The organism is Micromonospora sp. B11E3 (genome assembly GCF_039871625.1).
In the GTDB taxonomy this organism is placed as follows: Bacteria; Actinomycetota; Actinomycetes; order Mycobacteriales; family Micromonosporaceae; genus Micromonospora.
Genome location: NZ_JBDPMC010000022.1, coordinates 20,075 through 38,070, shown reverse-complemented (window position 1 = coordinate 38,070; position 17,996 = coordinate 20,075). Strand labels below are relative to the sequence as shown.

Below are 17,996 nucleotides of genomic sequence, written 5' to 3'. Positions count from 1 at the left end.
CCGGCCACTTCCAGAGGCGGTCCGGTCAGGTCATGAGCGCTCGGCCGTCAGCTCCGGCGGCCGTTGGACCTCCCGCCACATCTTCGGGGCGCTGGACGCCACCACCACCTTGGCGATCTTGCCGACGACCCAGCGCAGTGCCTTGTTGCTGATCGGCTTGAACCGGTTCACCCGCAGCACGTGCTCCCGGACCCAGTGGACCCGCTCGCGGCGCCGGCGTTCGTACTCGCGCAGGCCGCTGGGGACGTCGGCCGCGGTGGCCAGGCAGTCGGCGAGCACCACGCCGTCCTCGATGGCCATGCAGGCGCCCTGGCCCAGGTCGGTGGGCAGGGCGTGCGCGGCGTCGCCGAGCAGCGTCACGGGGCCCTCGCCCCAGTGGTCGAGCCACTCGTGGTAGTAGACGTCGATCCGGCTGATCGTCTCCTGCGGGGTGTCCCGGACGAAGGTCGGGGCGGGACCGCCGAGCACGTCGGCGATCTCGCGGGCCCGGCCCGGGATGCCCTGCGGGTCCTCCGTGCCGGGGGTGCGCTCGCAGGACAGCGTCCAGACCACCCGGTCGCCGCCGATCAGCCAGGCCCCGCCGCCGAAGCGGCTGTCGGGGTCGGAGAACAGGTGCACGGTGCCACGCTTGAGGCCGCAGGTGCCGGGGGCGATGCCCCGGTAGGTGGACCGTCCGGTGTAGACGGCGGGGATGCGGCCGTGCAGCTGCTCCAGGATGGTCGAGCGGATACCGTCGGCGCCGATCAGGCCGGCGCCGGTGACGGTGCTGCCGTCGGCGAGCTTCAGGGTGACCTCGTCGCCGGCGATCTCGTACCCGGTGGCCCGCTGGCCGTACTCGATCTGCACGCCGCGGTCCAGGCAGGCCTCGCGGAGCAGGCCGATCAGGTCGCCCCGGCCGATGCCGACGGTCGGGGCGCACCCGGGCCAGATGCTGTCGGCGGTGTTCGTCCGGAACATCACCTGCTGGCGGGAGTTGCGGCTCTCGAAGCCGAGCATCGGCTCGGCGCGCGCCAGCAGCCGCTCCCCCAGCCCCAGGGTGCGCAGGCTGGTGGTGGCGTTGCTCCAGATGGTGTGCCCGAAACCGGCGTTGGTGGTGATCTCCTCCAGCTCGCGCCGCTCGTACACCCGCACGGCGAAGCCGTGCCGGGCCAGGGCGAGCGCGGCGGTCAGGCCGCCCACGCCGGCGCCGGTGACCAGGATGGGGCGGGTCAGGTCCATGGTGTTGCTCCTCGGATGGTCAGCGGCGGGTCATCAGCAGCGTCACGGTGCGCGGCCGGGTGGGCAGGTACTCCAGCTCGAACGCGTCGCCGAAGAGCTCCTTCTCCTCGCCCGGGGCGATCATCGGCGCCATCTTCTGGCCGCCCTTGAGCTGCGTCTTGTCGCCCTGGAAGCAGAACAGCAGGACCTTGCCGCCGGGCCGGCTGAGCCGGTGGATGGCCCGGGCCACCGCCAGGCGCTCCTCCCCCTCGGTGTCGTTGAGCGCGCCGAAGTCGCAGATCAGGTCGTAGGAGTCGGCGAGCCCCGGAATCGGGCCGGCGGTGATGTCGGCCTGGGTGAACGTGCACCGGTCGGCGACGCCGGCCGACGCGGCGCGGGCCCGGGCACGGCGCAGCGCGACCGGGGAGAAGTCGACGCCCACGACCGGGCCGAAGCCCTTGGTGGCCAGGTAGACGGCCTCGGCGCCGGTGCCGCAGCCGAGGTCCAGGGCGCGCGGCAGCTCGGTCGGGGTGAGCCGGCCGGACTCGACCAGCTCGGTGAGGTGCGGGCGCACCTCCTTGTCCCAGGGGGCGGCGTTGAGCCGGTACAGGGTGTTGTAGAACCAGGGGCGCAGCCGCATCAGGACGTCCTTCCGTTCGCAGTCGGCGACGCCGGTTCCAGGTCCCCGGCGATCCCCTTGAGCACCGTCGCCTGCTCGTCGTTCAGGAAGAAGTGCTGGCCCGGGAGGACCCGCACGTCGCAGGGCGCGGAGGTCAGCGCCGACCAGTCCGGCAGGGTGTCCGGCGGGGCCTCCGGGTCGTCCGCGCCGCCGTAGACGGTCAGCGGGCAGGTCATCCGGGGGCCGGGCCGGTACCGGTACGTGTCGGCGGCCTCGAAGTCGGCGCGCAGGACGGGAGTCACCAGGTTCAGCAGCTCCTCGTTGGCGAGCACCTCCTCCGGCGTGCCGGCCAGCTCGCGCAGCCGCTCCTTGAACTCGGGCTCGGGCAGCTGGTAGTCGTACTGGCCCATGGGGTGCGGCAGCTGCGGGGCGCGCTGACCGGAGACGAACAGGTGGGTGGCGGGCCGGCCGTGCAGGTGCTCCAGCCGGCGGGCCAACTCGAACCCGACCAGCGCGCCGAGGCTGTGGCCGAAGATGGCGTACGGCCGGTCGATACGGCCCAGCAGGATGCCCATGACGTCCGCGGTGATGGCGTCGACGCTGGTCAGCGGCGTGTCGACGATCCGGGCGCCCCGGCCGGCGTACTCGACCGGCACCACCTCGATCGAATCGGGCAACTCCCGCTGCCAGCGGCCGTAGATGCGCATCGCGGAGCCGCCGGCGTACGGCAGGCAGAAGAGCAGAGTCCTGGCCACCGCTCAGCCCTCCGTCGGGCCGGCGGCCCGGCCGTGGGTGGCGGCTATCGTGCGGAACTGCATGTTGGAGGTCCCCTCGTAGATCTTGCCGACTTTGGCGTCCCGGTAGAACTTCTCCACCCCGTGCTCGGGGACGAAGCCGTTGGCGCCGAGCGTCTCCACTGCCAGGGCGGCGGCCCGCTCGGCCACCTCCGAGGCGACGTACTTGGCCATGGCGGTGGCGCGCAGCCGCTGCGCCGGCGTGCCGCCGTGCTGCAGCAGCCGGGTGGTGTCGTAGAGCAGGGCCCGCGCGGCCTGCAGCTCGGCGGCGAGGCGGGCCAGCGGGAACGCCACCCCCTGGAACCCGGCGATCGGCTGGCCGAACTGCTCGCGGCGGGCCGCGTACCCGGTGGCCGCGTCGAGCACACCGTCGGCCAGGCCGACGAGCTGGGCGGCGATGCCGACCTTGCCGACGTTGAGCGTCTCCACCGCCAGCAGCTCACCGCCGCCGGGGCGGCCGAGCACGTCGCGCCTGCCCACCCGCACCCCGTCGAAGACGACGTCGCAGGTGGAGCTGGCCTTGATGCCCATCTTCGCGATCGGCGGCCCGACGGTCAGGCCGGGGGTGTCCCGGTCGACCAGGAACGCGGTCAGGCCCGCGTCGGCGAGCCGGGCGAAGACGATGAACAGGCCGGCCTCCGCGGCGCTGCTGATCCACCGCTTCGCCCCGTTGAGGACGTACCCGCCGCCGTCGGCGACGGCCGTGGTGCGGCTGGCGAAGGCGTCGCTGCCGGCCTCGGGCTCGCTGATGGCGTACGCGCCGACGGTGCCGTTGGCCAGCCGGGGCAGGTGCCGGCGGCGGGCGTCGCCGTCGCCGTGGTGCAGCAGCGCGCTGGCGACCAGGGCGTTCTGCACGTCGACGAGGACGGCCACGGACGGGTCGACCCGGGCGATCTCCTCGATGGTGAGCACGGTGGCGAACAGGTCCCGCCCCCCGCCGCCGTACACCTCGGGGACCTCCACCCCCATCAGCCCGGCGGCGAAGAGCTCCCGGACCAGGTCGGGGTCGATCCGGGCGGCCTCGTCCATGGCGCGGACGCGGGGCGCGACGGCCTCGGCGGCGAACCCGCGGACGGTGTCGCGCCACTTGGCGTCCTCCGGCGGCAGCCAGGTCACCGGCTGCGGCACCCCCGGGTCGGCGGCGATGGTCATCGGGGTGCCTCCTCGGTGTCGGCGTCGGCCGCCGGCCCGTCGGCGCGCGCGGACCGGGTCACGGCGGTGAGGAAGGCCGCGAGGTCGTCGCGGCCGAGCCCGGCGAGCGGGAAGTCGCTCGGGCTGACCGTGCCGGCGCCCGGCCGGGCGCAGTGCTCGGCCAGCTCGTCCAGCGCGGCGGTCAGCGCCTCGGCCAGGTTGTCCAGGGTGGCGACGTCGGCCGGGCCGGCGGCGGGGGCGGACAGCTCGACCACCAGCTCGCCGGCGGCGAGGTGCCCGGTGACCAGCAGCCGGTGCCCCGTCCCGTCGTACGCCCGCGGCGCCCCCGCGGCCTCCCCGGCCGCCCCCGGCGCCCCGTTGAGGTCGCCGAGGTGCCGCACCAGCAGCTGCGCGGCGCCCCTTGCGTCCGTACGGGTCGCGGCGGTTCGCGCGGCGGCCCGGTGGTGGTCCTTCACGGCCGGGATCAGCTCCGCCAGGTCCGCCGGGAGGTCCAGGGTCAGCGGGGCGACCGTGGCGTACGGGCCGACCGCGCCCGTGACGTCGAGGTCGCCGACCCCGTCGGCGCGCAGGTCGTGCTCCACGTCCACGGTGGCCCGGTCGGCGCCGGTGGCGCGCAGCGCGGCGGCGAGCGCGGCGAGCACCACCTCGTCGGCGGCCAGCCGGTACGCCCGCGACGCCGCGTCGAGCAGCGCCGCCGCCTGGGTGGCCGGCACCCGCACCTCCCGCCGGTACGCGGGCGCGCCCGGCTCGGCGGGGCCGAGCGGCAGCGGCGCGCTGTCTCCGGCGCCGCCCGGCGTGCCGTCGCTGTGCTGTGGAGCTGCCCCGTCGGCGCTACCGGTGGCGGGCGTGCCGCCGCCGGGCTCGCCGGCGGTGGCCGGGCCGGCGGCCGCCAGGCGTTCGGCCCAGCGGCCCAGCGGCACCGGCGCGGCGGGCAGCTCAGGGTCGGCGCCGTCGGCGGCGGTGTCCAGGGCGCGGCGCAGGTCGGCGTAGAGCGGCGGCCAGGAGCGGGCGTCGACCGCGAGGTCGGCGACCAGCCAGACGAGGCGGCGTTGCCCGTCGCCGAGGTCGAACAGGGCCGCCCGGGTCAGCGGCCCGTCGACCGCGTCCAGTTCGTCCCGGATGTCCGTGACCATCTGGGCGCGGGCGGTCTCCCGCCGGGCCTCCGGCAGCGGCGCCAGGTCGATCAGCGGCACGTACGGTTCGTCCTCGACGCCGACGCGCTGCCGCCAGCCGTCCGCGCCGGGCACCAGCCGCAGCCGCAGCGCGGGGTGCGCGGCGAGCAGGGCGGCCAGCACCCGGCCGGCGGCGTCGGAGTCGACCCCGGCGGGCACCGGCAGGTCGAGCACCTGCACGCCCAGCGGGCGGGCCGGCCCGTCCGGGCCGACGAGCGCCGCCTGCCACGGGGTGAGCGGGAAGGTGCCGCCCGCGGCGTCCCGCCCGGCGGCGGTGGCGCGGGCGTCGGCGACCGCGGCGAGCTCGGCGACGACCTGGTGGGCGAACAGGTCGGCGGGGGTGATCTCGATGCCCTCGGCGGTGGCCCGGCCGACGATCTGGATGCCGGTGATGGAGTCGCCGCCGACGGCGAAGAAGTTGTCGAACGGTCCCACGTCGGGCTGTCCCAGCACCTCACCGATCAGCCGGGCCAGCAGCAGCGCGGTCGGGCCGGCCTCGCCGGTCGGGGCCTGCTCGCCGGCCAGCCGGGCCGGGTCGGGCAGGGCCGACCGGTCCACCTTGCCGTTGGCCGACAGGGGCAGCCGGTCCAGGGCCAGCACGAACTGCGGCACCATGTACGAGGGCAGCGTCTGGGCCGCCTCCCCGCGTACCGCCTCGACGAGGGCGTCCCGGTCGGCGTCCGGGTCGGCGGGCACCACGTACGCGACCAGCCGCCGGTGGTGCCGGTCGCCGGGGGCGGCGGCCACGGCCGCGGCGACGCCGGGGTGGCGGGCCAGGGCGGCCTCGATCTCGCCCAACTCGATCCGGTAGCCACCGATCTTGACCTGGAAGTCCTCCCGGCCGAGGAACTCGATCGTGCCGTCGGGCCGCCACCGGCCCAGGTCGCCCGTGCGGTACAACCGCTCCCCGGTGACCGGGTGGGTGACGAACCGGGCGGCCGTCTTCTCCTCGTCGCGCCAGTACCCGTCGGCCAGGCCCACGCCGCCGATGAACAGCTCGCCGGTCACCCAGACCGGGCACTCCTGCCAGCGGTCGTTGAGCACGTGGAAGCTCTGGTTGCGCATGGCCCGCCCGTACGGGATGGACTCCCAGGACGGGTCCACCTCGCCGATCTCGTGGCAGATCGACCAGATCGACGCCTCGGTGGCGCCACCGAGGCTGACCGGCAGGCAGGACGGGGCCAGCTCGCGCAGCCTGCCGGGCAGGTCGACGGGGATCCAGTCGCCGGACATCAGGAACAGCCGCAGCGAGTCCAGCGCGCCGGCCGGGCCGTTGGCGGCGACGTGGTCGGCGAGCATCTGGGCCAGCGCCGGCACGGAGTTCCAGACGGTGACCCGGTGCGCGGTGACCAGGTCCACCCAGTGGCCGGGGTCGCGGTTGCTGCCGTGCCTCGGCAGCACCAGCCGGCCGCCGGCGCCGAGCAGCCCGAACACGTCGTAGACGGACAGGTCGAAGCTGAGCGAGGACAGGCCGAGCGCGGCGTCGTCCGGGCCGATCGACCAGCGCTGCGTCACGTCGTCGATCGTGTTGCGGGCGGCCCGGTGGCGGATCATCACCCCCTTCGGCGTGCCGGTCGAGCCGGAGGTGAAGATGACGTACGCCAGGTCGTCGGGGCCGGCGATCGGCTCCAGCGGCCTGTCGCTACCCCGCGTGAGTGTGGCGTCGAGGTCGACGACCAACTCGGTGACCCCGTCCGGCCAGCTGCGCCGCGGGCCACCGGCCCGGGCCAGCACCGCTCGGCAGCCACCGAAGGTGACCAGGTGGTCCTGCCGCTCCTCCGGCAGGTCCGGGTCGACCGGCAGGTACGCCGCGCCGGAGAGCAGCACGCCGAGCGCGGAGGCGATCTGGCTGGCCGACTTGTCCACCGCGACGGCGACCAGCTCACCCGGTTGCACCCCGAGTTCCCGCAGCCGGCGGCCGATGGCGCAGGCGTGCCGGTAGAGCTGGCCGTAGGTGACGGTGCCCTCGGCCGAGACCACCGCCGGCCGCTTCGGATCGCGTACCGCCCACTCCACCAGCGGGCCGTGCAGCAGGCCCTCGGCCGCCGGGCCGGCGGTGTCGTTCGCCGCCGCGACCAGTTCGCGCTGGGCGGTCGGGCGCAGGTCGCCCGGGTCCTGGGTCCAGGCGGACTCGTCCCCCGCGAGGGCGGTGGTGAGCCGGCTGAACGCGGCGAAGATCTCGTCGAGCACCCCGTCGGGGAACAGCTGGCGCACGCCGTGCCAGCTCATCCGCACCCCGTCGGCGGTCTCCAGCAGCGCGAAGTCGAGCCACACCTGCGGGGTCTGGGCGACCTCGTGGACCATGTCGCCGAGCCAGCCGAACCAGGTCTCGTCGCCCGGCTCGCTCTCCTGCACGACGGTGCTGGTGAACACGACCGGCATGACCGCGCCGGCGGCGCCGCCGCGGGCCCGGGCCATCTCGCGCAGCACCTCGACGCCGCTGACGTAACGGTTCTCCAGGTCCTGCCAGCTCTGCTCCTGCAGGTGCCGGGCCAGCCGCTCGACGCTGCCGGCCGCGACCAGGTCGATCGGGAGCAGGTCGAACGAGGCGAACTCGCCGACCAGGTCGCTGACGTGCGGGTGCACCGGCAGCCGGTTGGTGACGGTCACGTTGACGGTGAACCGGCCCGAGCGGCACCAGGCGCCGAGGGCGTACGCGTAGACGGCGAGCAGCACCGACGACGGCGTGAGCCCGTACGCCCCGGCGCGGTCGGTGATCCGCTTCCAGGTGGCCTTGTCCAGCTCCAGGTCGAAGGAGATCGGCTCGGGGCGGGTGACCGCGGCCGGCGCGACCGCCAGGGGCAGGTCGGGCCGGGGCGGCAGCTCGGCGATGCGCTCCCGCCAGTACTCCAGGGACCGCTGGTGCAGCGGGCTGCCGCGCAGCTCCTCGGTGGCGAGCACGTAGTCGCGGTAGGACAGGTCCAGCGGGGCAAGGCCGCCGACGCCCTGGTGGATGCGCCGCCAGTCGCGCGAGACGAGGCGGATGCTGCCGATGTCGGCGATCATCAGGTCGAAGCCGAGGTGCAGCCGGGTCCGGCCGCCGGGCAGCAGCGTGGCCCGGACGTCCCACAGGGGCCACACGTCCACGGGGCGCATCTGGTGGGACAGGGTGTCGCGCAGCTCGGCGAGGACCCGCTCGACCTCGTCGGCGGGGCGGTCGCGCAGGTCGGTGGCCTCGATGACGTACGGGCCGGGGTCGGGCAGGATGCGCTGGCGGCCGTCGTCGCCGACGACGGCGCGGAGCATGCCGTGCCGGCGGATCACCTCCCGCCAGCTCTCGGTGAGCGCGGCGAGGTCGACCTCGCCGGTCTCGACCTCCCAGTAGACGTGCGCGGCGACGTTGCCGCCCTCGACGCTGCCGAGCCGGCCCAGCCACTGCGCCTGCTGGATCTCGGCCAGCGGGAACGGCTCGTGCAGGTGCTGCGGGGCGGGGTCGGCCAGCGGCAGGCCGGGGTCCGGTTCGTCGGCGTCCTCCTCGCCGGTGCGGGCGGCGGCCACGAGGGCCGCCACCCCGGCGACGGTGGGGGAAGCGAGCATCTCGCGCAGCCCGATGCGGACGCCGAACGCCTCGTTGACCCGGGCCACCACGCGGGTGGCGAGCAGGGAGTGCCCGCCGAGCTCGACGAAGTTGTCGTCCACGCCGACCGGGGCCACCCCGAGCAGGTCCTGCCAGATGGCCGCGACGAGGCATTCCCGGTCGTCGCGGGGGGCGACGTACGGGGTCTGCACGTTCGGCCGCCCGTCCAGAGCGGCGGCGGAGTCGGCGGTGGGCTCGTCGGCGCCGCCCAGACCGGCGAGGTCCAGGGTGCCGGCGCCCGCGCCGGCGTCCGGGGTGATCCAGTAGCGGCGGCGCTGGAACGGGTAGCCGGGCAGGGACACCCGCCGGCGGGCACCGCCCTGCACCGCCTCCAGGTCGACGTCGACGCCGGCCGCCCAGAGCCGGGCGAGCAGCGTCGGGCCCGGGTGCGGGCCGGCCGGCGGGTCGCCGGGCGCGGGCAGGCTGGCCAGCACGGTGGCCTCGCGGCTGACCTGCCGGGCCAGGGTGCCGAGCGTCTTCCCGGGGCCCACCTCCAGCAGCACCGCGTCGGGGCCGGCCACCAGGGCGACGGACGCGCCGAAGTGGACGGTGTCGCGGACGTGCCCGGCCCAGTACGCCGGGTCGGTGGCCTCCCGGTCGGTGATCCACTCGCCGGTGCGGTTGGACACGAACGGCACGGTGGGCGCGGCGAACCGGGTGCCGGCCAGCTCGGCGGCGAACGGGTCGAGGACCGGATCCATCATCGCCGAGTGGAACGCGTGCGAGGTGTGCAGCCGCCGGTGCTGCACCCCGCGCTCGGCGAGGACGCGTTCCAGGGCGGCGACGTCGTCGTGGGGGCCGGAGATCACGCACAGCTCGGGGGCGTTCGCGGCGGCCAGGGACAGCGCCGGGGTGAGCAGCTCGCGGGCGTCGTCCTCGCCGAGAGCGACCGACAGCATCGCGCCGGACGGCATGGCGGCCATGAGCCGGCCCCGGGTGGCGACGATCCGGGCCGCGTCGGCCCGGTCGAGGACGCCGGCCAGGCAGGCGGCGGTGATCTCGCCGATGCTGTGGCCGATCATCGCGTCGGGGGTGACGCCGAGGCTGCGCAGCAGCGCGGCGGTGGCGTACTCGACGGCGAACAGGGCCGGCTGGGCCAGGTCGGTGGACTCCAGCCGGCGGGCCGCCTCGGCCGGGTCGCCGCCCTCGGGGAAGAGGACGGTGCGCAGGTCCAGGCCCAGGTGCGGGGCGAGGTCGTCCGCCACCGCGTCGAGGGCCTCCCGGAACGCCGGCTCGGTGGCGTACAGGTCGGCGCCCATGCCCGGGTACTGGCTGCCCTGGCCGGGGAAGAGGAAGACCAGCCGGGGCCGGTCGACGGCGGTGCCGGTGACCGTGCGGGCCGGGTCGGCCAGCGCGGCGGCCGCCTCGGCGGCGTCGGCGGCGACCACGGTGCGGCGGTGCCGGGCCGCGGCCCGGCCGCGGTGCAGCGTCCAGGCGACGTCGGGCAGCGGCGGGGCGTCCGGCTCGGCCAGCGCCGCCGCGAGCGCGGCCCCCGCCGCGTCCAGCGCCTCCGGGGTACGCGCCGACAGGGTGATCACCTGGGCGGCGCGGGCCGGCGCCGGCAGCGGCGCGGGCGTCGGCGCCTCCTCCAGGACGACGTGTGCGTTGGTGCCGCCCATGCCGAACGAGCTGACGCCGATGCGGCGCGGGGAGTCGGTGGCCGTCCACTCGCGCAGCTCGGTGTTCACGGCGAACGGGGACGCGTCGAAGTCGATCTCGGGATTGGGCTTGTCGAAGTGCAGGCTGGGCACCAGCTCCCGGTGCTTGAGCTGGAGCACCGCCTTGATCAGGCCGGTCACGCCGGCGGCGACGTCGAGGTGGCCGACGTTCGACTTGACCGAGCCCAGGGCGATCCCGCCGCGGGTCCTCACCCGGGAGGCGAAGACCTTGTTCAGCGCGGTGACCTCGATCGGGTCGCCCAGCGGGGTGCCGGTGCCGTGCGCCTCGACCGCGCCGACGGTGGCCGGGTCGACCCCGGCGATGCCGAGGGCGGTGGCGACCGCGCGGGCCTGGCCGTCCACGCCGGGGGCGGTGTAGCCGACCTTCGCCGAGCCGTCGTTGGTGACCGCGGTGCCGCGGATGACGGCCTCGACGTGGTCGCCGTCGGCGAGGGCGTCCTCCAGGCGCTTGAGCATTACCACGCCGACGCCGCTGCCGAACACCGTGCCGGTGGCGGAGGCGTCGAACGGCCGGCAGTGCCCGTCCCGGGAGAAGATCAGCCCCTCCTCCCACAGGTAGCCGCTGGGCTGGGGCAGCCGGACCGCCGACGCGCCGGCGAGGGCGACGTCACACTCCCCCTCCAGCAGCGCCTGCACGGCGGTGTGCACCGCGACGAGCGACGACGAGCAGGCCGTCTGCACGGCCACCGCCGGCCCGCCCAGGCCGAGCTTGAAGCTGACCCGGTTGGGCAGGTAGTCCTTGTCGTTGGTGATCAGCAGTTCGAGGGTCTCGCCGATGGTGCCGGCGACCCGCCCGGCGAGCACGTTGTTCAGCAGGTACGTCGACAGGGCGCTGCCGGCGTACACGCCGACGGTGCCGTCGATCGCGCCGGGGGCGTACCCGGCGTCCTCCAGGGCGTGCCAGGAGCACTCCAGGAACAGCCGCTGCTGCGGGTCGATCAGCGCCGCCTCGCGGGCGTGGTAACCGAAGAACGCCGCGTCGAACTCCTCGATCCCGTCGAGCACCGAGGCCGCCCGCACGTACCGGGGGTCCGCGAGGGTCTCCGCCGGGACGCCCCCGGCGCGCAGCGTCTCGTCGTCCCAGTAGGTGATGGACTCGACGCCGGCGCGCAGGTTACGCCAGAAGGCACCGATGTCGGGGGCGCCGGGGAACCGCCCGGCCATCCCGACGATGGCGATGTCGTTACTCATCGGGTCGGCCTTTCGTTCGCGACTGCGGGGCTCCGCTTCGCTGCACTCCTCGCGCTCACGGATGTCCGCCTTTCGTTCGCGACTGCGGGGCTCCGCTTCGCTGCACTCCTCGCGCTCACGGATGTCCGCCTTTCGTTCGCGACTGCGGGGCTCCGCTTCGCTGCACTCCTCGCGCTCACCGGTTGACCTCCGTGTCGCGGCCCGCGCGGCGGCCACGGCGGGCGGCGGCCCGGCGGAACGCCTCGTCGACCGCGTCGTCCTCGCTTCCGCCGCCGTCCAGGCCGGCGGCGAGCTGCCGGATCGTCGGGTGCTCGAACATGTGCATCAGCGGGAACGTGCGCTCCAGCGCGGCGCACAGCTCGCGGTAGATCTTCACGATCGTCACCGAGTCGGCGCCGAGGTCGAAGAACCGGTCGTCGACGCCGATCCGGTCGACACCGAGGACCCGCTGGAACACCTCGGTGGCGGTGCGCTCCACGTCGGACGCCGGCGCGGCGTACGCGGCGGCCCGGTCACGGCCCGCCTCGGCGGCGTCGGCGAGCTTCTCCAGGGCGGCCCGGTCGACCTTGCCGCGGGCGGTCAAGGGCAGCCGGTCCAGGGTGACCACGCTGGCCGGGACCATGTAGTGCGGCAGGGCCGCCGCGGCGTGGGCGCGCAGCCGCTCGGCCAGCGGGGCGCCGCCGGCCGCCCGGGGCGTCGGGTCGAGGACGCCGCCGAGCAGGGCGTGCAGCAGCCGGTCGTCGGGGGCCAGGGCGAGCAGGTCGCGTACGGGCTCCTCGTCGGCGATCAGGCCGAGCTGGCACAGGCCGAGCTGGAGCCCGGGCGCCGTCTCGTCGAGCAGCTGGCTCATCTCGCCGGCCTCCAGGAGGCTGAAGTGCAGCGCCCGGGTGCCGTAGAGGGGCTCGATCGCCGACATCCGGGCGACGAGGAAGATGCCGAACGCGCTGCCCTCGAAGGTCGGCTGGTTGGTGGAGACGTGCACCGCCCGGTCCAGCTCGGCGTCGGGGCGTACCGGGACCAGCCGGTGGGCCACCGGGTCGTGGTAGTAGCCGCCGCCGGCCAGGCCCTCGACCCGGCCGGGCCGCACGTGCACGTACGTCTGCACGGGGTAGAGCGCGCCGGCCGAGGCGTACCGGTACTTGGGCAGCACGTCGCCGTCGCGGCTGCGCAGGCACTCCAGCAGCCGGGCCAGGTCGGCCAGCGGCACCGGCCGGTCGGCGAAGGTCCGCCGGCTGGCCCGGCGCGCCCACAGCGCGTCGGCCTCGGCGTCGTCGAGGGTGGCCGGCAGGTCGACCGGGGTGCCCGCGAGGTCGGTGCGCAGGCCCCGGCGGGCCAGGGTGAACTCCGCCCGGCGCACCGGGTCGGCCTCCACGTCGCCGAGCGCCTTCTTCTCGGCCACCTTCGGGTCCAGGTCGGTGCCGGCGGGGCCGGCCGCACCCGGCGCGCCGGAGCCGGCGGCCGCGCCCGCCTCGGGCACCACGAAGGCGACCAGGCGGCGGCGCTGCCGGTCCGGGCCGGCGGCCAGCACGGCGGCCTCCCGGACCTCCGGGTGCCGGCCCAGGGTTGCCTCGACCTCGCCCAGCTCGATCCGGAAGCCGCCGATCTTCACCTGGAAGTCGTCGCGGCCGAGGATCTGCAGGTTCCCGTCGGGCAGCCAGCGGCCCAGGTCGCCGGAGCGGTACAGCCGCTCCCCCGTCTCCGGGTGGGTGACGAAGGAGGCGGCGGTCAGCTCCGGGTCCCGCCAGTACCCGTCGGCGACGCCGTCGCCGCCGATGTACATCTCGCCCGGCACGCCGACCGGGCAGGGCTGCATGCGGTCGTTGAGCACGTGGATGCGGTGGTTGGCCAGCGGCCGGCCGTACGGGATGGACTCCCAGGTCGGGTCGACGGCGTCCACGTCGTACGCGACGCACCAGATGGCGGTCTCGGTGGGGCCGCCGGAGGCGACGAACCGCACGTCGGGGGCGAGCGCGCGGACCCGCTCGGGCAGGGTCACCGGGATCCAGTCGCCGGAGAGCCACATCAGCCGCAGCCCGGCCAGCCCCGGGTGGCCGCCGTCCGGCTCGGCCTGCTCGACGAGCATCTGGGCCAGCGCCGGCACCGAGTTCCAGGTGGTGACCCGGTGGGCCGCCATCAGCTCCAGCCAGCGGGCCGGGTCGCGGGTGGCGCCCGGCTCGGGCAGCACGAGGGTGGCCCCGGCGCCGAGCACGCCGAACACGTCCCACACCGACAGGTCGAAGCTGAGCGCGGACAGGCCGAGGGCGACGTCGTCCGGGCCGACCGCGCAGCGCTCGCGGACCTGGGCGATCGTGGTGAGGGTGGCCCGGTGGGACAGCATGACACCCTTCGGGGTGCCGGTGGAGCCGGAGGTGAACAGCACGTACGCCAGGTCCTCCGGCCGCTGCGCGGGCTCCAGGGGCGCCACGTCGCCGTCGGGGTCGGCGGCGGCGTCGACCGGCACCACCCGTACGCCCTCGGGCCAGTCGTCCCGGTTCGGGCCGCCGGCGCGGACTAGCACGACGCCGACCTCGGCGCGGCGCAGCTGGTGGTCCTGACGGGCGGGCGGCAGGTCCGGGTCGATCGGCAGGTACGCCGCGCCGGCCAGTTGCACGGCGAGCGCGCCGACGATCTGCGCGGCGCTCTTGTCGGCGGCCACCGCCACGAGCTGGTTGGGGCGTACGCCGTCGGCGCGCAGCGCCGAGCCCAGCGCGGTGGCCCGCCGCCACAGCTGCCCGTACGTCAGGGTGGCGTCGGCGGCGACCACGGCGGTGCGCTCCGGGTCGGCGGCGGCCCGCCGGCCGATCGCGGTGAACAGCAGCTCGTGGGGGATCTCGGTGGTGTCGGCGTTCGCGGCGGCGATCAGCTCCCGCTGCGCGGCCGGCAGCGGCTCCAGCGCGCCGGGCGTCCACGCCTCGTCGCCGTCGGCGAGCCGCTCCAGCAGCTCGGTGTACGCGGCGAACAGGTCGTCGAGCATGTCGTCGGGGAACAGGTCCTCGACCACGTCCCAGTGGTACGACAGCGCGCCGTGGTCCTCGTACACCTGGTGGTCGAAGAGCACCTGCGGGGTCTGCGAGATCACCGAGACGGTCTCGCCGAGCCAGGCGGAGCCGAGCGCGCCCTGCCCGCCCTCCTGGTCCCGGCCCTGCTCCCGGGCGCTGGCGAAGACGACGGTGGCGAAGGTGCCCGGCGGCACGCCGCGCTGGCGGCTCAGCTCGCGCATCACCTCCACCCCGGAGAAGTACCGGTGCTCCAGGTCCTGCCAGAGCTGGCGCTGGATGCGCTCGGCCAGCCCGCCGAGCCCGTCGCGCGGGGTGACGTCGATCTCCAGCAGGGTGACCGCGGTGAAGTCGCCGATGATGTCGTCGATACGCGGGTGCAGCGGCATCCGGTTGAACAGCGGCACGTTGACCGTGAACCGGCCGGTGCGGCTGTACCGGCCGAGCACCTCGGAGAACGCGGCGAGCTGCACCACCGACGGGGTGACCCCGCGCTTGGCGGCGCGCGCCCGCAGCCGGGCCCACCGGTCGGCGTCGAGCAGGCGCGAGCGGCGGCGCCGGCGGCGCCGGTCGGCGTCGGCGCCGGCCACCAGCGGCAGCTCCGGGCCGGGCGGCAGGTCCGCGATGCGGGCGAGCCAGTAGTCGCGGGAGCGCCGGTACGCCTCGGACTCGGTGACCTGGTCCAGGGCGAGCACGTAGTCGCGGAAGGACACCGGCAGCGGGTCGGGGTGCGCCTTGGGGTCGGCGTAGTGGTCGCCCCACTCGAGGAAGAACAGCCGGACGCTGGCCACGTCCGCGACGAGCAGGTCGAGGCTGACGTGGACGCGGGTGGTGCCGCCGGGCAGCCGGCTGGCCCGCACCTCGAACATCGGGAAGTGGTCCATCGGCAGGACCTGGTGGCTCAGCTCGTCGCGGGTCTTGGCGAGCTGGGCCTCCCGCTCGGCCGGGTCCACGTCGGACAGGTCGGCGAAGGCGATCTCCACCGGGGGCACCTGGTCGGCGGGGAGGATCTGCTGGGTGCCGTCGGCGCGGACCACCGCGCGCAGCATCTCCTGCCGGGCGACGAGCTGGTTGAGGGCGCGGGCGAGCCGGGGCACGTCCAGGTCGGCGGCGTCGATCTCCACGTAGATGTGGATGGACACCTCGCCGAGGTCGTAGCCGGCGCTGCGGCCGACGAAGTAGGCGTGCTGCTGCTCGGTGAGCGGGAACGGCTCGTGCCGGTGCTGCGGGTCGGCGACGACGGGCCGCCAGGCGATGTCCCGGCCGCCCGGGGCGGCGTCGAGCTGGCTGGTGACCACGCCGGCGAGGCCGGCCACCGTGCCGCGCATGAACTCGGCGATCGGGATGCCCACGCCGAGGTCGCGCTCCAGGTCGCGGCGCAGCTCGATGGCGCGCAGCGACTCCAGGCCGAGCCCGGCCAGCGGCAGGTCCAGCGACACCTTGTCGGCGGTGGTGCCGAGCATCCCGGCGAGGCGGCGGCGCAGCTCGGCGACGAGCACCGGGGCGCGCAGCGCCTCGTCGAGGGCGAGCAGCATGTCCCGCATCGGGGCGGCCGCGGGCTGCGGGCCGGCCGGGGCGGGCGCCGGGCGGCCGGCGGTGGCCAGCGGCTTCAGCTCCCCGGCGACGTACCGGTCGCGGCAGGCGCCGCGCTGCACCTTGCCGCTGACGGTCTTGGCGACCCCCTCCGGGCCGACGAGCAGCACCTCGTACGCCTCGACCTCGTGCTCGCCGGTGATCGCCGCGCGCAGCCGGCGGGCCAGGTCGTCGAGGTCCACCCCGTCGGTGTCGGCGATGGACTGCACGACGACGAGCCGCTCCTCGCCGTCGGTGTCGACGGCGAACGCCGCCGCCGGGGCGCCCTTGAGCGCCGGGTGCACCCGCTCGCAGGTCATCTCGACGTCCTGCGGGTACAGGTTGCGACCCCGGATTATGATCATTTCCTTGAGCCGGCCGCAGAGCACCAGCTCACCGGCGTGCCGGAAGCCCAGGTCGCCCGTACGCAGGAACGGGCCGGTGCCGTCGGCCAGCCGCGCGCCGAAGGTCTCCGCCGACAGCTCGGGGCGCTGCCAGTAGCCCTGGCAGACCACCTCGCCGCGCACCCACAGCTCGCCGACCCGGTCGTCGTCGACCGGGGTGCGGGTCGCCGGGTCGACCACCAGGATCTCGCAGTGCGGCCCGTACGGGCCGACCCCGACCAGGGTGAGGGCGCGGTCGTCGCCGTCGGTGGTGACCACCACCCGGCCCTGCTCCAGCTCGGCGGCGTCGACGCGCAGGATCAGCGGCTCCGGGTCGCCGTGCCGGCCGGTGAGGAACAGCATCGCCTCGGTCATGCCGAAGCCCGGCGACATGGTCTCGGGACGGAAGCCGTACGGGGCGAACTCGGCGCAGAACCGGCGGACGGTCTCCGCCCGGACCCGCTCGGCGGCGTTGAAGGTGGTGTGCCAGCCGGAGAGGTCCAGGCCGGTGCGCCGCTCGGCGGGCACCTGGGCGAGGCAGCGTTCGAAGGCGAAGTTCGGGGCACAGCCGTAGATCGGGCCGGGGGTGTCGGAGATGGCGCGCAGCCAGCGCAGCGGGTCGGCGACGAAGTCCTCCGGGGTGAGGAACACCGCCCGACCGCCGAGGTACTGGGCCAGCAGCAGGTGCCCGGCCACCCCGAGGGCGTGGTACGGGGAGATCCAGCTGACCACGTTCGCCCCGGCCGGCAGCCCGGCGAGGGCCACCGTCTGGGCGATCTGGTGCAGCAGGTTGCGGTGGCTGACCATGACGCCCTTGGGCGCGCCGGTGGAGCCGGACGTGTACTGCAGCAGCGCCAGGTCGTCGCCGGTCAGCTCGGGCGGGGTCCAGCCGTCGGCGGCGGCCTCGTCGACCCGGTCGACGGCGAACCAGGGCACGTCGGCGCCGAGCCGCTCGCGCAGCTCACCGAGCCGGTCGACCAGCTCGGCGGTGGTCACCACGGCGGTCACCTCGGCGTTACCGGCGATCTGCACGGCCCGCTCGGTGCGCGGGTCGCCCGCCCCGTCCACCGGCGGCGGGCAGGCGACGGCGACGGCGCCGGCGTACATCACCCCGGTGAGGCCGACCAGGAAGTCCAGGCCCGGGGCCAGCAGCACCAGCACCCGCCCGGCCGGGGCGAGGTGCGGGGCGATGGTGGCCGCGAGGGCGGCGGAGCGCCGGTCGTACTCCGCGCGGGTGAGCTCGCTCGTGACGCCGCGCCCGTCGGACGTGTCCGTGCCGGCGGGGAAGGTCAGATGCGCGAAGGCGACCGCCCCGGGATCCCGCGCGGCGTTGTCCCGCAGGATGTCGAGCAGGGTGGTCGCCTGGATGCCGTCGTCGAGGGCACGGTCGGTCATGCGCGCTCCTGGCTGAAGTCGGTCGGGCCGGCGAGGTCCCGCCGGCACCGCGCCGAGTTCGACGACGGTGAGTGCGTCGAGTTCGACGACGGTGAGCGCGTCGCGCCGGAGCACCGGTGGTGATCTCGCGGGGTTCCCCCACCGTGCCAACGCCCGCGCTGCCGGTCCGCCCTCCAACGGGCCGTCCGCCTGGGCACTCCCCGGCCCGCCCGCACCTCCCACCCCCGCCGGGGTACCCGGTCGGGCACCCGTCAGCGATGCGAAAAGGC

The 17,996-nt window shown here is 75.6% G+C and carries 6 protein-coding genes; all 6 read right to left on the bottom strand.

All coding sequences use genetic code 11. The annotated features are described in order from the left end of the window. Positions 1–30 precede the first annotated feature (30 nt). Positions 31–1,218: an FAD-dependent monooxygenase gene (locus tag ABGB16_RS14060; RefSeq protein ID WP_347668473.1), complete on the bottom strand. Its 1,188-nt coding sequence runs from the start codon at positions 1,216–1,218 to the stop codon at positions 31–33. 19 nt (positions 1,219–1,237) lie between these two features. Continuing rightward, positions 1,238–1,837: a class I SAM-dependent methyltransferase gene (locus ABGB16_RS14055; protein ID WP_347668472.1), complete on the bottom strand. Its 600-nt coding sequence runs from the start codon at positions 1,835–1,837 to the stop codon at positions 1,238–1,240. Next, on the bottom strand, positions 1,837–2,571 hold the full coding sequence (locus tag ABGB16_RS14050; RefSeq protein WP_347668471.1) for an alpha/beta fold hydrolase: 735 nt from the start codon (positions 2,569–2,571) through the stop codon (positions 1,837–1,839). Before ABGB16_RS14050 ends, ABGB16_RS14055 begins: the two co-directional genes overlap by 1 nt. Positions 2,572–2,574: 3 nt before the next feature. Next, on the bottom strand, positions 2,575–3,762 hold the full coding sequence (locus ABGB16_RS14045; protein ID WP_347668470.1) for an acyl-CoA dehydrogenase family protein: 1,188 nt from the start codon (positions 3,760–3,762) through the stop codon (positions 2,575–2,577). Further along, complete coding sequence (locus ABGB16_RS14040) at positions 3,759–11,381, bottom strand: amino acid adenylation domain-containing protein (RefSeq protein WP_347668469.1); 7,623 nt, start codon at positions 11,379–11,381, stop codon at positions 3,759–3,761. Before ABGB16_RS14040 ends, ABGB16_RS14045 begins: the two co-directional genes overlap by 4 nt. Positions 11,382–11,556: 175 nt before the next feature. Then, entirely contained in the window at positions 11,557–17,727 is a 6,171-nt protein-coding gene (locus tag ABGB16_RS14035; RefSeq protein ID WP_347668468.1) for an amino acid adenylation domain-containing protein, read from the bottom strand. Positions 17,728–17,996: the final 269 nt, after the last annotated feature.

Bases quoted from the DNA above. Each gene is read 5' to 3' on its own strand.
- ABGB16_RS14060 (WP_347668473.1), bottom strand. From the start codon at position 1,218: ATGGACCTGACCCGCCCCATCCTGGTCACCGGCGCCGGCGTGGGCGGC.
- ABGB16_RS14055 (WP_347668472.1), bottom strand. From the start codon at position 1,837: ATGCGGCTGCGCCCCTGGTTCTACAACACCCTGTACCGGCTCAACGCC.
- ABGB16_RS14045 (WP_347668470.1), bottom strand. From the start codon at position 3,762: ATGACCATCGCCGCCGACCCGGGGGTGCCGCAGCCGGTGACCTGGCTG.
- ABGB16_RS14040 (WP_347668469.1), bottom strand. From the start codon at position 11,381: ATGAGTAACGACATCGCCATCGTCGGGATGGCCGGGCGGTTCCCCGGC.
- ABGB16_RS14035 (WP_347668468.1), bottom strand. From the start codon at position 17,727: ATGACCGACCGTGCCCTCGACGACGGCATCCAGGCGACCACCCTGCTC.